General features: G+C 51.3%; 12 protein-coding genes. 3 read left to right on the forward strand and 9 right to left on the reverse strand.

What is annotated here, in order from left to right; genetic code table 11:
* The first annotated feature begins 169 nt into the window (after positions 1–169).
* Positions 170–2,215: an alpha/beta hydrolase family protein gene (locus tag AYI87_RS02265; RefSeq protein WP_186300536.1), complete on the forward strand. Its 2,046-nt coding sequence runs from the start codon at positions 170–172 to the stop codon at positions 2,213–2,215.
* A gap of 189 nt (positions 2,216–2,404) precedes the next feature.
* On the opposite strand, the gene AYI87_RS02270 is transcribed toward AYI87_RS02265, so the two are convergent.
* Positions 2,405–2,818, reverse strand: a complete 414-nt coding sequence (locus AYI87_RS02270) for a GNAT family N-acetyltransferase (protein WP_144199210.1) — start codon at positions 2,816–2,818, stop codon at positions 2,405–2,407.
* A gap of 280 nt (positions 2,819–3,098) precedes the next feature.
* Between AYI87_RS02270 and AYI87_RS02275 the strand changes: the two genes are divergently transcribed.
* A complete protein-coding gene (locus AYI87_RS02275; RefSeq protein WP_144199212.1) occupies positions 3,099–3,539 on the forward strand; it encodes a GFA family protein in 441 nt (146 codons plus the stop codon).
* Between the two features lie 81 nt (positions 3,540–3,620).
* On the opposite strand, the gene AYI87_RS02280 is transcribed toward AYI87_RS02275, so the two are convergent.
* From AYI87_RS02280 to adhE, 3 genes are all read right to left on the reverse strand, one after another.
* On the reverse strand, positions 3,621–4,247 hold the full coding sequence (locus tag AYI87_RS02280) for a hypothetical protein (RefSeq protein WP_144199214.1): 627 nt from the start codon (positions 4,245–4,247) through the stop codon (positions 3,621–3,623).
* 472 nt (positions 4,248–4,719) lie between these two features.
* A complete protein-coding gene (locus tag AYI87_RS02285; protein WP_144199216.1) occupies positions 4,720–5,370 on the reverse strand; it encodes a 2OG-Fe(II) oxygenase in 651 nt (216 codons plus the stop codon).
* 254 nt (positions 5,371–5,624) lie between these two features.
* Positions 5,625–8,243 (reverse strand): bifunctional acetaldehyde-CoA/alcohol dehydrogenase, encoded by a 2,619-nt coding sequence (gene adhE, locus AYI87_RS02290; RefSeq protein WP_144199218.1) that lies wholly within the window; start codon positions 8,241–8,243, stop codon positions 5,625–5,627.
* A gap of 320 nt (positions 8,244–8,563) precedes the next feature.
* On the opposite strand from adhE, the gene AYI87_RS02295 reads away from it, so the two are divergent.
* Positions 8,564–9,199 (forward strand): YchE family NAAT transporter, encoded by a 636-nt coding sequence (locus tag AYI87_RS02295; RefSeq protein WP_041406624.1) that lies wholly within the window; start codon positions 8,564–8,566, stop codon positions 9,197–9,199.
* A gap of 83 nt (positions 9,200–9,282) precedes the next feature.
* Here AYI87_RS02295 and AYI87_RS02300 read toward each other — a convergent pair whose 3' ends face one another.
* The 5 genes from AYI87_RS02300 to earP all read right to left on the reverse strand — a co-directional run bounded on the left by AYI87_RS02300 (position 9,283) and on the right by earP (position 14,813).
* Entirely contained in the window at positions 9,283–10,608 is a 1,326-nt protein-coding gene (locus AYI87_RS02300) for an anti-phage deoxyguanosine triphosphatase (RefSeq protein WP_144199219.1), read from the reverse strand.
* A gap of 28 nt (positions 10,609–10,636) precedes the next feature.
* Positions 10,637–11,224: a 5'-deoxynucleotidase gene (yfbR, locus tag AYI87_RS02305; RefSeq protein ID WP_144199221.1), complete on the reverse strand. Its 588-nt coding sequence runs from the start codon at positions 11,222–11,224 to the stop codon at positions 10,637–10,639.
* Positions 11,225–11,542: 318 nt separating this feature from the next.
* Positions 11,543–12,757 carry a pyridoxal phosphate-dependent aminotransferase gene (locus AYI87_RS02310; protein ID WP_144199223.1) on the reverse strand — a complete coding sequence of 405 codons (1,215 nt, stop codon included), beginning with the start codon at positions 12,755–12,757 and terminating at the stop codon, positions 11,543–11,545.
* A gap of 278 nt (positions 12,758–13,035) precedes the next feature.
* Positions 13,036–13,596, reverse strand: coding sequence for an elongation factor P (gene efp, locus AYI87_RS02315; protein WP_011865713.1), 561 nt, complete (start codon positions 13,594–13,596; stop codon positions 13,036–13,038).
* A 47-nt stretch (positions 13,597–13,643) separates the two neighbouring features.
* Entirely contained in the window at positions 13,644–14,813 is a 1,170-nt protein-coding gene (earP, locus tag AYI87_RS02320; RefSeq protein WP_144199225.1) for an elongation factor P maturation arginine rhamnosyltransferase EarP, read from the reverse strand.
* Positions 14,814–14,899 lie beyond the last annotated feature (86 nt).

Genomic DNA, 14,899 nt, shown 5'->3' on the forward strand with positions numbered 1-14,899 from the left:
GTAAAGCATGAAGAAGTGGGCGGGATTAGGTGAGTCAGGCGACTTGCTTAACCCCCCATTTTTGTTTAGTGTCTGTTGCGTATTTTGGCGACACTTTTTGGCTTTAGGCGCCTTTTCTTAGCATTAAGCATTGTCGCCTTGCCGTTCAACCATAAAGATGACTATAACAATGAAAAAAACTGCAATCATACTTGCCTTGGCGACAGCCGGTCTAGTGTCTGGCGCTCACGCCGCCGCACCCGAGCCTTTCAAGGTACAGCATCTCGTTAAAATGAATAAGCTGCATTCAAGTGCACTGTCTAATGACGGCACTAAAATCGTTTATGCAGTTAAAAAATTTGATGATAAGGGTGAGGCACAATCTGACCTTTATCTTCAGTCGCTGACCGATGGCAAGGTAAAACGCCTGACCTCGGCCAAAGGTACTGAGCATAGCGTTGCCTTTAGCGCAGACGATAAGAAGATCTACTTCCTGGCGGCGCGCGATGGCAGCTCACAGCTGTATGAGCTGGCACTCGATGGCGGCGAAGCGGTTAAGATCTCTAATCTGCCGCTGGACGTGGAAGGCTTTAAGCTGTCTCAAGATGGCGCTCAGGTCGTGATGAACATGCGTGTCTACCCTGAGTGTGACACCTTGAAGTGCACCGCCGACAAGCGTGAGCAGGAAGCCGAGCGCAAATCTACCGGCCGCGAATACAAGCAGCTGATGGTGCGCCACTGGGATACCTGGGGCGATCACAGCCGCAGCCACCTGTTTGTGGCAAAACTTGACGGCAAGATGATCGACACTGCCGTGGATGTGACTAAAGGCCTGGATACCGAAACTCCGCCGCTGCCATTTTCAGGCATGGAAGAGGTGACCTTTACCCCAGACGGTAAGTATGTGGTCTACAGCGCCAAGGCGCCGAGCAAGTCACAGGCTTGGGAAACCAACTACGACCTGTGGCAGGTCTCAGTGCTTGGCGGTGAGGCGAAAAACCTGACCGAGAGCAACAAGGCGTGGGATGCCCAGCCAACCTTCTCGGCGGATGGCCGCTACCTGGCTTATCTTGCCATGAGCAAGCCTGGTTTCGAGGCGGATCGTTACCGCGTCATGCTGCGTGACACTGTGACCGGACAAGAGAAAGAAGTGGCGCCGCTGTGGGATCGCAGCCCAAGCTCGCTGACCTTCGGCGCAGATAACCGCACACTTTATGTGACGGCGCAGGACCTGGGTCAGGTGAGCATCTTCGAGGTCAACACTCAATTTGGTGACGTGAAGACGCTGCACAACGATGGCAGCAACAGCATCCTGGGTGTGACTGGTGACAAGATCGTCTTCAACCACAAGAGTCTGGTTGAGCCGGGCGATCTCTATACCATGTCTCTCGACGGTCAGAATGTAAATCGCCTGACCGAGGTGAACAAAGACAACCTGGCTAAGATCAAGTTTGGCGAGTTTGAACAGTTCAGCTTCAAGGGCTGGAACAACGAAGAGGTCTATGGTTACTGGATCAAGCCTGCTAACTACAAGCAAGGTAAGAAGTATCCCGTTGCCTTCCTAGTACACGGTGGCCCACAAGGCTCATTCGGCAACTCATTCAGCAGCCGCTGGAACGCTCAGCTATGGGCGGGTGCCGGTTACGGTGTGGTGATGATCGATTTCCACGGCTCTACCGGTTATGGTCAGGCCTTCACCGACTCTATCTCTAAGGATTGGGGCGGCAAGCCGCTGGAAGATCTGCAGAAAGGTTTGGCTGCGGTGACGGCTCAGCAGAAGTGGCTAGATGGCGATCGCGCCTGCGCCCTGGGTGGTTCATACGGCGGCTACATGATGAACTGGATCCAAGGCAACTGGAACGACGGCTTCAAGTGTCTGGTTAACCACGCGGGTCTGTTCGACATGCGCTCTATGTACTATGTGACCGAAGAGCTGTGGTTCCCTGAATATGAGTTCGGTGGCACTTACCAGGACAACAAGGAACTGTTCGAGAAGTTTAACCCGGTTAACTATGTCGACAACTGGCAGACGCCTATGCTGGTGATCCATGGTGAGAAGGACTTCCGTGTGCCTTACGGACAGGGCCTGGCGGCGTTTAGCTTCATGCAGCGCAAAGGGATCCCATCTGAGCTGCTTGTCTACCCAGATGAGAACCACTGGATCCTTAACCCAGATAACCTAGAGCAATGGTACGCCAACGTATTGGGCTGGATGGATCGCTGGACCAAGAAGTAAGCCGAGTTTAAGACTCGCAAGATGCGGGTGATAATTTAGTCACCCGATCATAGAAAATAAAAAGCCAGAACTCAGTTCTGGCTTTTTTGTGGGCGTTTTTTGTATGCGATTAGCTTGCCCGAGTCTAGTTCACATGCGCTTCCAATGATAATCGGGCAGGGTGAGCTATCGTTTGCCTATATAGCGCTCTCATTCGACAAATTTGCACATGCCAAGTCCAAGAGGTTCCCCTGTTCTGGGGCTGTAGCCAAATTGAGAGTAAAACGCTTCCTTACCGCAGGCGGCCAACAGCCCAATGGTGGCGCCGGGCATGGCGTTGTCTGCAACAAAACTCTCTATCTCCTTCATAATAGATCTGCCTACACCTTGGTTTTGATACTCGGGTGAGATCACTATGTCTTGCAGATAAAAATACATAGCGCCGTCGCCCACAATACGGCCGTAACCCACAAGCTTCGAATCGATATGGGCGCAAACGTGAAAAAGCGAGTTATTCAGGCTTTGTTGAACCAGTCCAGGCTTGGGGTTTGTCCAGCCAACTGCAGTTCGCAAAGTCATGAACTCTTCGAGATCTGGTGCCCGGTTGCTTATTCTCACTTCCATCTTTCTCCTTGTGGTGTTTCCTAATCTTGCTAAAGATTTATCTCGTTGATTCATTTTATGATATTTTTTCTAACGCATTTGTAATGGGTATTTAATAGACTTAGCCCCACGGCAACTAATAGCCAGTGAACATCCAATTTTCAAATACAGTCGCGTATGATGCAGATATATACATCACCTGGGAGGCGAATAGCTTTTGCGTGTTCCATTCGAACAATCAAAACTATGGGTCTGCAGATTTCTTTAATTAGCACACCTAGTGTCAGGAGAGTCAGTCAAGATGAAAGGTAAATGTCTGTGTGGAGATGTCGAGTTTTACATAAGCGGATCTCTTCCTCACTTTTATCAGTGCCATTGTTCTTTATGTCGAAAGTTGTCTGCTTCTTCGTCAGATACCGCCACATTTCTTAATAAAGCGCAATTTACATGGATTAAGGGGGAGTCCCTTGTTAATTCATACATCAGTGAAACCGGTTATCGTTCTGATTTCTGTAGCAAGTGCGGCAGTACAGTACCTCACCTGATGAGTAATAAAAAACAGTATTGGATCCCTGCTGGATTACTCGATGATGCTAAAGATAGCCGTGTCGTTGCGCATCTGTTTGTTGAGTCTAAAGCCAATTGGGACATTATTGGTGACAGCGGAGCACAATTTGAAGAGATGCCCGACATGGAAACCCTTAATAACGCATTGCAAAGATCAAATCGACGATCACTTTAGGCTCATCATTTCTCAGGAAGACCCTATCAATTTAAGCGTGTTATCTGCCTTAGCGGCAACTTGTGATGAGGCCTGAAAAACCTATGTCGCTTTCCAAAGCGGTCGGTCGAGATATGCGGCCAACTTTTTAGCGCTGGCTTCGATTTTTAACTCGCTGCCGTGATCCATTACATTGGCTCGCTCACCATTGCGAAAGACCAGATTAAGCTCATAGCTGCGATAGGAGCGATTGTTAGAGCGTATAGACTCACTGATGATTTGTAATGCGTAGATATCGCTGAGTCGTCCCTGACGACTGGCATCACCTCTTTGAGAGCCATCGTAGTTTTTGCCGCAAAAATAGGTGCCTAAGGTTTTATCGAAGGTCATGTGCTTCTTGCTGGACAGCATCAAGAGACTAACGCCTATGAATAGGGCGCCGAGTATCGCCATGGCGCTGCCACCACCAGATTCCCCCTCGAGGAATAGAGTGGGACTGACGATGAAAAATATTCCTAAACCGGGTAGCAAAAACATCGAATATAAAATAATAGCCGTCACGGAGTGCTTAATAACAATCCGGCCTTGGGTCTCGACCATATCTTGTGTTTTAAAGTTTGCGCCGCCAGATTTCAGCGGATCCCAGCTGGTCTTTTCGGCAACGGGGTCATCCGTGTCAGCTAATTTTAGTTCGAACTTGTTGATTCTTATGTCCTTAATGGCGCTCATGGGCGTTTCCTTCTATGGCATTACTCCATAAGGGAAAGAGTGTAATGCTATGGGAGTATTGAGTTTGAATCTCAATGACGGCGTCAGTTATGACTTGTCATCTTCTATGCGGTTAGCGGTTTCTCAAGTGGTAGTCATCACAAGCAACAAGCATCACACTCATAGCGAGTAAGCAAAGGATCCTTTTCATATAGCATTCCCTATCATCTATCACCTCCTAAGAAGTGCGCACCTTGCTCGGCTGACCTAGCTAGCTTTGTTAGCAATTTTTAGTGGGGATAATTCATTTTTACAATAACTTAGCACTGTATTTGGCTGGTTGCCAATAGGTTGACATGGGGAGAAGATGGGAGAATTGCTGAGCGAGACTGCTGATTGGTCGCTAGCTGTGTGATTCACCGCGAGCTCGGATATTGCTGAGCTCGCAAATGCCTAAGGGAGTTCTGGGGACTTGTTTTCGATACTGCGACGCTTAGTGCCCTGGCATGCCGTCGTTGATGCGGTACCAAGAGGTTAGGCTGTATCTGTCGTGGTGGGACAGGGAGACCTCGTGGGGAAAGAGTTCGCTTAAGAAGATCACCATGGTACCGAACCTAGGCTCAACGACTTGGAATGGGGTGGTTTCGTCGCCTTCGTACATCAGCAGCTCACCGCCGTGGCTGGGTTGCCAGTCTGGGTTGAGATAGAGGATGCTGGTGAGCTTGCGATTGGTCTGGCCCCTAAAGGCGTCGAGATGACGTTTATAGAAGGCTCCTGGGGCGTAGTAGGCCAGCATGGCTTCTTGATCGAACAGGCCCAGATAGAGATAGCGGTTGACGGCGAGGCGCAGCTCTTCTGACCAATCGAAGTAGTCTTTTGCAAACTCTACCGACTCGTTTAACCAGCAGATCTTATCCCGGCGAATCGACTCGACGACCTGTTGGTCTTGCTGACGACCTATAGCGGCGGCCTTAAAGTCTTCCTCGGCCAGTCCCGTGATGCCATCCAGCAGTTGTTGCAACATAGGCTGTGCAAAAATGTTGTGCAGCACGACATAGCCGTGGGTAGCGAGCCGATCGCAGATGTCGGCAAACAGGATATCTTTGAGTTCAGAATCTGAAGGTGAGTCTAAATGTGCTGTCAATGGCTTAGGATCCTAACATGGGGTGAAGCCTTATAGCCTTAAGCTGACAGTCTTGCTAACTAATAATTTTTGTGGTCAAGGTAAAAAGCTTTTTCTTTATTTATTGATTCGTAAAAACAATTGGATATCGCTATTCAGGAGTAGGGCTTGGGGCTGTAAGAGAAACATAAAAAAGGTGCTCTATGAGCACCTCTTGCTTAGTTAATGAGTAAGACTGGTCGCGACGCTAGGGCTCGCGCGAGTCCCTCAAGCGATTAGACGGCGTCTTGATACTTCTTACCGTAGAAGCTGGCGGTGAGGATCGCCTTGAGCTCAGCAATCAATGGGTATCTTGGGTTTGCCCCGGTACATTGATCGTCGAAGGCGTCTTCGGCAAGCTCGTCGAGTTTAGCGAAGAAGTCGGCTTCGTTGATGCCTGCTTCTTGGATCGAAGCCGGAATGCCAATCGTCTTCTTGAGTTCATCGATTTTTTCGAGCAACGCTTCCACTTTTTCTTCATCGCTAATGCCTTCGCCTGTCGCGCCTTTTAATTTGAGATGTTCGGCAATCTTTGCGTAACGACAAAGGGCCTTGGGTCGATCGTACTGGCTGAATGCGGCCTGCTTGGTTGGTAGATCGGTCGCATTAAAGCGGATCACGTTGCTGATCAGCAGGGCGTTTGCTAAACCGTGTGCCAGGTGGAACTCGGCGCCCAGCTTGTGCGCCATAGAGTGACAGATCCCCAGGAAGGCGTTAGCGAAGGCGATGCCGGCAATGGTGGCGCCATTATGCACCTTCTCGCGGGCCACCGGAGCCTTGGCGCCCAAGGCGTAGGCGTCTGGCAGGTGTTTTACCAGCAGATCCAGTGCCTGCAGCGCCTGACCGTCGCTGTACTCGTTGGCCATCACGCTGACATAGGCTTCCAGCGCGTGGGTGATGGCGTCGATACCCCCGAAGGCGGTAAGCGACTTTGGCATATCCATCACCAGGTTAGGGTCGACGATCGCCATGTTGGGCGTCAGCTCATAGTCGGCAATCGGATACTTCATGCCGGTCTGCTCATCGGTGACCACCGCGAATGGTGTCACCTCTGAACCTGTGCCTGAGGTGGTAGGGATCGCTACCATCTTGGCCTTCTTGCCCAATTTCGGGAACTTGTAGATGCGCTTACGAATGTCCATGAAGCGCAGCGCCAGATCGGCAAAGTCGACTTCAGGATGTTCATACATGACCCAGATGATCTTGGCTGCATCCATCGGTGAGCCACCGCCAAGGGCGATGATCACATCGGGCTGGAAGCTCTTGGCCACACTGGCACCTTGGTTAACGATGGCCAGGGTTGGGTCGGCCTCTACTTCGTAGAAGACTTCGGTTTCCAGGCCCTGAGACTTCAAGATCTTGATGGTCTCGTCACAGTAGCCGTTATTAAACAGATACTTGTCTGTCACGATCAGCGCGCGTTTCTTATCGCTTAACTCTTCGAGGGCGATAGGCAAGCTGCCGCGGCGGAAATAGATAGAGGAGGGGAGTTTATGCCACAACATATTTTCGGCTCGCTTGGCGACAGTTTTCTTGTTGATCAGGTGGCTAGGACCTACGTTTTCTGAGATGGAGTTACCGCCCCATGAGCCACAGCCAAGAGTAAGCGATGGCGCCAACTTGAAGTTGTAGAGATCGCCGATGCCACCTTGCGAGGCCGGGGTATTGATCAGAATACGCGCAGTTTTCATGCGGTAGCCGAAGGTTTTTACCCGCTCTGTCTGAGTATCTTGATCGGTATAGAGACCCGATGTGTGGCCTATGCCGCCCAGTGTCACTAAGGCTTCGGCCTTGTTGAGCGCATCGTCGAAATCGCTGGCGCGGTACATGGCCAATAGCGGAGAGAGCTTCTCATGAGCGAAGGCCTCGCTTTCGCTGATCTCGGTTGCCTGACCAATCAGCACCTTAGTGCTGGCGGGCACCTTGATGTTGGCCATTGCCGCTATGGTTGCCGCGCTTTGGCCTACGATGTCGGCATTGAGCGCACCATTTTTAAGGATCACCTTCTGCATCGCCTTGGCTTCTTTGCTCGAGAGCATGTAGCCGCCATGGCTGGCGAAACGCTCTTTGACCGCGTCATAGACGGCGTCAACCACGACCACGGCCTGCTCTGATGCACACACCACGCCGTTATCGAAGGTCTTGGACATCAGGATAGAGCTGACCGCGCGCTTGATGTCGGCGGTCTCGTCGATAACGATAGGCGTGTTACCTGCGCCGACACCGATTGCTGGCTTGCCTGAAGAGTAGGCGGCCTTCACCATGCCAGGGCCACCAGTGGCCAGGATCAGGTTGATCTTGTCGTGGGTCATTAACTGGTTAGACAGGGCCACGCTGGGCTCATCGATCCAGCCGATGATATCTTTCGGCGCGCCGGCTTCGACCGCCGCCTCGAGCACCAGGCGGGCGGCGGTAGTTGTCGATACCTTGGCTCTAGGGTGTGGCGAGAAGATGATGCCGTTACGGGTCTTGAGGCTGATCAGCGCCTTGAAGATGGCAGTAGACGTTGGGTTGGTTGTCGGCACTATGCCGCAGATGAGGCCCACTGGCTCGGCGATGGTGATGGTGCCGAAGGTTGGGTCTTCCTCAAGGATGCCACAGGTCTTGTCATCCTTATACTTGTTGTAGATGTATTCGGAGGCGAAGTGGTTCTTGATCACCTTATCTTCCAGTACACCCATACCGGTTTCGTTGGCCGCCATCTTGGCCAGGGAGATACGGGCATCGGCCGCGGCCAGGGCGGCGGCGCGGAAGATTTTATCGACCTGCTCCTGGCTAAAGTTGGCAAATTGTGCCTGGGCCTTGGCGACCCGTTCGACCAGTTGGTCGAGTTCCTGTTGGTTGCTAACAGTCATAATAAGATCCTTGGAAAAAAATTTAGCGAAAATTGGTTTTGGCTAAATTCTCTTTGTGGAGGAAAATTACACCTTTGACGGGGTGGTAACCGTGATCGGCGCCGCAAAACCGCCTGTTAATGTAATAAAATGACATTGTGAGCACAATGTGACGGCTTTCACTGGGTTAATTTTAGTCGGGTAAAAATAGAATATTTAAGTCAAAGTTGTGAATTGTGATAGAAAATCTCGTTTTTCCACGGAAGAGACATACTGTACAGTAAGCGTTTTTCAACCATACTGCTTTTTAACCGACTATAACGTCACTTGAGGAGATGACATTGGATTTAACACTTTATGTTAAATTTTTTCTTGGCTTGGTAGCGATAATTAACCCCATAGGTTTGCTGCCCGTGTTTGTGAGTCTGACCAGTCACCAGACGGAAGCGGAGCGCAACCATACCGGAAAGGTCGCCAACTTTGCCGTGGTGGTGATCCTTTTGGTGACCATCATCGCCGGCCAGCATATCCTCAACATGTTTAGTATCTCGCTGTCGGCGTTCAGAATTGCCGGCGGCACCCTGATCGCCATCATCGCCATGTCCATGCTGCAAGGTAAGCTGGGTGAGGTGAAGCGTAACCAGGAAGAAGACAGGGAGGCGTCGGGCATGGAGTCGGTTGCCGTAGTCCCTCTGGCCTTGCCGCTGATGGCCGGCCCTGGTGCGATCAGTTCGGTGATCGTCTCGGCGGCGCAGCACAACACCTTTAGCGACCTTATTGGCATGTCGATCACTGTAGTGATCTTCGGCCTCACCAGTTTCACCCTGTTCCGCATGGCGCCGGTGATCTTCAAGCTGCTGGGTAAGACGGGCATCAACGTGATCACCCGTCTCATGGGTCTGCTGATGCTCTCTATCGGTATCGAGGTGATGGCGGCAGGCTTTAAGGGCCTGTTCCCCAGCCTGATAGGCAGCTAGCCAGTTGTTGTAAAGGCTCTGGATAAGAAAAACGCGCCTAGTGCGCGTTTTTTATGCCCTTTTAAGGGACTATGGCGTTGGGCTTATTGCAGATCGATTAGGGAACCCGCCTTGGCACTAAACAGATGTTGGTGCAGACGTGCGGCAAACTCATCTGTCATCCCCGAGATATAGTCGGCGATCACCCGGTTGCAGTTACCTTCTTGCTGGGCCATCTGTTGCCAGCGCTCCTGGGTATTGAGCGGCAACAGACGCTCGGGATCTGAGGCGAAGGCCTCGAACAGCTCCATCACTATCTGCTGCCCCTTGTACTCTAACATCTGGATCTCGGGTTTGCGGATCACCCGCTTGTAGACAAATTGCTTGAGCACATGGAGCGCCTCGTCGAAGGGGGGCTCCAGGCGGGCGTTATATCTGAGTAGCGGCTCGATAAAATTGGGGTTTTCATCGATCAAGATGGCGGTGACGAAACCATTAACCAATGTACCAATGGCGTCCTTACGCAGGTGATTTTCCAGCGCAAACAGCTTATCGCCTATGGTAGCGAACTCCTTGGCAATCCATTCATCGTCGCTGCCCGCTAGCAGGCTGGCCACATCTTGCTGCCACATGGCCTGGGTGACAATTCCCATGACGATGGCATCTTCGAGATCGTGAATGGCATAGGCGGTATCGTCTGCGAGCTCCATGATGGAGCAATCGAGCGACTTATACCGGGTGCGTCTGTGTTGATCTCTTGCTCCGGGCTCAGCCGAGACGAATCGTTCTCTGTCCTGGAGCGATAGCGGCTCGAGTACCCAGTCGAGCACAGGCTTGTCCTCAAAGAAGATCCCTTTAACCGGACGCCACTGGCTTGGCTTAAGTTGACGATAGCTGTCGACCTCTGGCCTTGGCTGGGACTGATACAGTTCATTGTGGCTGGCGGGATACTTGAGGATCCCCAGCAAGGTGCGCCGGGTGAGGTTCATGCCAAAGTGTTGGGTATAGGGCTCGAGCGCGGTGAGGATCCTGAAGGTTTGTCCGTTGCCCTCGAAGCCGCCGTCGCTGCGCATCATATAGTTGAGCGCGACCTCGCCGCCGTGACCAAAGGGGGGATGGCCAATGTCGTGGGCCAGGCAGAGGGATTCTATCAGGCTCATGGAGTCGAGCAGATGATGCAGATCCGGGTATTTCTGTTTGAGCTGGGCGCAGATCCCTGTGCCTATCTGCGACACCTCCAGCGAGTGGGTGAGGCGGGTGCGATAGAAGTCGTTCATGCCGACACCCAGTACCTGAGTCTTGGCCTGCAAACGTCTGAAGGCGGCCGAGTGTAGAATGCGGGCGCGATCGCGCTGATAGGGGCTGCGGTGGTCGTTGCGCCTGAGTTTCTCTTCGCCCAAGCGTCTCTCATGCCAGATGGCCGATGTCATACGTTTTCCTCGTTGCCAGACATTGCTGCTAAAGCAGGCGATTGATCTCGTCGAGATTTAGCTCGAAGCTGGGAATAAAGGTATCGATAAAATATTTTACCGCCGGATCCGGATTCTTGCCGAGGGATTCGGTGAGGCGGCGCTTGGCGGTATTGAACTCATGGTTGCCGGCCGTCTGCTCCTCCAGGCATTTGAGGTAGGCGCACAGGGTATCGGCGGATTTCACCAGCTGTTTGTACTCTTCATCGGCTTGATCGCTCAGTAAAAGGTTCCGGTAATCTTCTTGAAACTCTTCGGGCACCATCTCCAGCAGCCTGCGCTCGGCGATCGCCTCTATCTTCTTGTACTCGGCCTCGATCTCCTTGTTGAAATATTTGACCGGGGTGGGCAGATCGCCGGTGAGGATCTCGCTGGCATCGTGAAATATCGCCAGGGTGGCGGCGCGCTCCGGGCTGAGCTGCTTATTGAATTTCTTGTTGGCTATGATGGCTAAGGCGTGGGCCACCATGGCGACCTGTAGCGAATGTTCCTGTACGTTTTCCGGGCGGACGTTGTACATGAGCGGCCAGCGTTGGATCAACTTCATCCTGGCCAGGTGGGCGAACAAATGACTCATACTGCTTTCCCTGTTGCTAAGTTGCATTAACAGTAACACAGGGCAAGTAAATAGAAACAGTGTCTTATACCAATCGTAATAAAAATCTGATCATGCTAGCTTGTTAAAACGCTTGATAACGGCGTTAGGATTTTTAATCCTGGAATTACTGACTCTGGAATTACTAACTCTGGAATAACTACTTATCTAAATATCTTGCCTTGTTCTCAGGTGTTTTTCCTGCGCTATATCTGCTCACTGATTTATTGTGATTGGTATTAAGAATAAAAAAAGCAATCCTGAGATCGCTTTTTCTTTGGTTAGTTACCGCTAGAAAGCTTATTGGCTGTAGCTGGTGAGGAAGTCACCGAACTCCACCAGTGCCTTGTGCAGATCTTCCTTGTGGGGCAGGAATACCACCCTGAGATGATCCGGCTCTGGCCAGTTAAAGGCGGTGCCTTGTACCAGTAAGATCTTCTTCTCTTTGAGTAGATCCAGCACCAATCGCTCGTCATCCCTCAGGTTAAACTTCTTGGCATCCAGCTTAGGGAAAGCATATAGCGCACCCTTAGGTTTCTTACAGCTTACCCCCGGGATCTGATTGAGTAGCTCATAGCAAGTATTACGTTGCAGCGTGAGTCTTCCTTCAGGGGCCACCAGCTCATTGATGCTCTGATAGCCGCCGAGCGCGGTCTGAATCGCGTGCTGATTGGGGACGTTGGAGCACAAACGCATAGAGGCCAGCATATCCAAGCCTTCGATATAGCTCTTGGCGGCCTTGAGATTGCCCGAAAGCATCATCCAGCCAACGCGAAAGCCCGCGGCGCGGTATGATTTGGAGAGACCATTGAAGGTCACGGTGAGAATGTCATTCGACAGCGTTGCAGCCGGAATATGAATCGCACCAGCATACAAGATCTTGTCGTAGATCTCGTCGGCAAACAAGATGATGTCGTGCTGACGGCATAGTTCGATAATCTCCAGCAGTAGCTCGCGGGAGTATACGGCGCCGGTTGGGTTGTTGGGGTTGATCAGCACTATGCCGCGGGTGCGGCTGCTAATCTTGGATTTGATGTCGTCGAGATCGGGAAACCAATCTGATTCTTCGTCGCAGCGATAGTGCTGCGCCTTGCCGCCTGAGAGATGTACCGCCGCCGTCCACAGGGGATAGTCGGGTGAGGGTACCAGCACCTCATCGTCGCTGTTCAGCAGGCCCTGCATCGCCATTACGATGAGTTCCGACACGCCGTTGCCGATGTAGATATCCTCGATATCGACGCCAAATAGCCCCAGACTCTGGTAGTGCTGCACGATCGCCTTGCGCGCCGAGAACAGCCCCTTGGACTCGCTGTAGCCCTGAGCGCTGGGCAGGTTGAGGATCACGTCGCGCACTATCTCTTCCGGGGCCTCGAAACCGAAGGGGGCCGGGTTACCTATGTTGAGCTTAAGAATGCGATGGCCTTCATCTTCCAGGCGCCTGGCTTCCTTATGGACAGGCCCGCGGATGTCGTAACAGACGGTGTCGAGTTTATTGGATTTAATGATAGGGCGCATCGAAACCTCGTGATTGCCGATAAAGAAAAAAGCTGATTGTGTCTAAGCTCGTAAGTTATCGAACAATAACGAAAAAAAGTATTGTTTAAAAGGGGCTTTGCTGCAATTTAGGAAATATTTTTAGAGGAAAATGCTGAATAGCTTATTTGTTAAAAAATAAAGCAGAATTTTATTCTGTCATTGATGGTTTTGGGAGTTGTTGTCACCATTTTTGTGAGCTTCAGGCACAAAAAAGCCAGCGAATTACGCTGGCTTTTGTTATCGAGTTAACGGCTTGTTTAAGCGCGCTTCTTGAACTCGTGTGTACGAGTGTCGATCTCGATCAGGTCGCCAGTTTTAACGAAGTCTGCAACGCTCAAGGTTGCACCACCGGCGATAGTGGCAGGCTTCATGACTTTACCTGAGGTGTCGCCACGAGCTGAAGGCTCAGTGTAGGTCACTTCACGTACAACTGTGGTTGGCAGTTCAACAGAGATTGCCTTACCTTCGTAGAAAGTCACCTGGCACTGTTCTTCCATACCGTCAACGATGTAAGCAGCTGCATCGCCTAGGTTGTCGGCTTCAACGTCGTACTGGTTGTATTCGGCATCCATGAAGACATACATAGGATCGGCGAAGTAAGAATAAGTACAATCAAGACGGTCTAGAATGATATCTTCCATCTTGTCTTCACCCTTAAAGGTGGTTTCGGTAGATGACTCTTGAAGTAGGTTCTTCAGCTTCATCTTAACGATAGCCGCGTTACGGCCTGAACGAGTTGTTTCAGTTTTTTGAACAACCCATGGGCTGCCATCTAACATGATCACGTTACCAGGACGGATTTCATGAGCAGTTTTCATTTCTCTATTTCCTATATTTTAGGGTGTTTCTATTTCAACGCAGTATCTTAGCTATTTTTAACGAATTGAACTAGTCGTGTTGCAAGATCTGCATCATTTAATGCTTCATTGGGCCAATCTTGTGCGTGTTGCGTGAGGGCCAAATGCGCGTTATCCACTTGTTGCCACAGGGAAAGCAGTGTTTCCTGCTCGCCTTGGTTAAAGCCGATATTGAGCTTTTTCCAGGCGCTGGCGATTTCTGGGGCCAGATTATGACAATAAAGTGCCATAAAGGCTTCTAATTTTATCAGGTGATAGTCTTCTTCCTGGGGATAGATATGCCAGATAAAGGGTTTCGCGGCCCATTGGGCGCGCAGGAAGGAGTCTTCACCACGTACTATGTTGAAGTCACAGCTCCACAGCAGGCGATCGTAACCCTGTTGATCTGTCATCGGTAGCAGATGTATGGTCAGCTTGCCATGATGAAAACGACTTCCTGGTGTCAATGCCTGCTGCTGGTCGATGAAGGCTCCAAGGCTATTGAGGCTGCGACCGATAGGCACTAACAAATGCACTTGTCTTTCACCTTCTTGCCAATGGCGGCATAGGGCATTGAGACTTTCGGTTTCATAGCTGAACAGGCTGATGACGGTATCATGCTCATCGATGCCACTGAGGCCCAGTGCCTCAAAATAGGCCTGTCGCTCTTTGTTCTCCTGCCACGTTTGACGGCGTTCCAGCAGATCCGCTTCGCAGATAAGGCCGCCAGTCTTGTTAGTAAAGCCAGGAAAATAAAACTGCTTCTTCAGGCCACTGCGCTGCAATGAGGGGAGGCCATGGCAGCCTTCGACCCAATCTTCGGCGCTCAGATACTCAAGGTTTAGCCAGACGGGCACCTTGTCACCGGCTTGATGTAGCGCAGCTATCTTGCCGATCACTTCGGGGGGCAGTTCACAGGCAAAGGCCTCAATAAGCACCTCTCCCGGCAGATACTCCTGGCTCAACGGGACGTCCCACCGTTTGATGCAGACGCCCTCGAAGCTCTGGCTTGCACATTTAGGATCCAGCTTTGGCAAGATATGGGCAAAACTGGCTAAGTCATCCACCCATAGGGTGATGGCCAATCCATATTCCTTCGCCAGCTGTTTGGCCAGACGCCAGGTGACGCCAATATCGCCATAGTTATCGACGACGGCGCAGAAGATATCCCAGTGGTTGGCGTGTGTTTGACTCTGCATGGGGTTAGCTAATTTGGGTTCTCTATTACTCGGGGAGTGTTTAACGCGACATTCTTCGCCATTATCCCTTTTGCCATTATCCCTTC

The sequence above is a fragment of the Shewanella sp. KCT genome (assembly GCF_007636505.1).
GTDB classification, from domain to species: Bacteria; Pseudomonadota; Gammaproteobacteria; order Enterobacterales; family Shewanellaceae; genus Shewanella; species Shewanella halotolerans.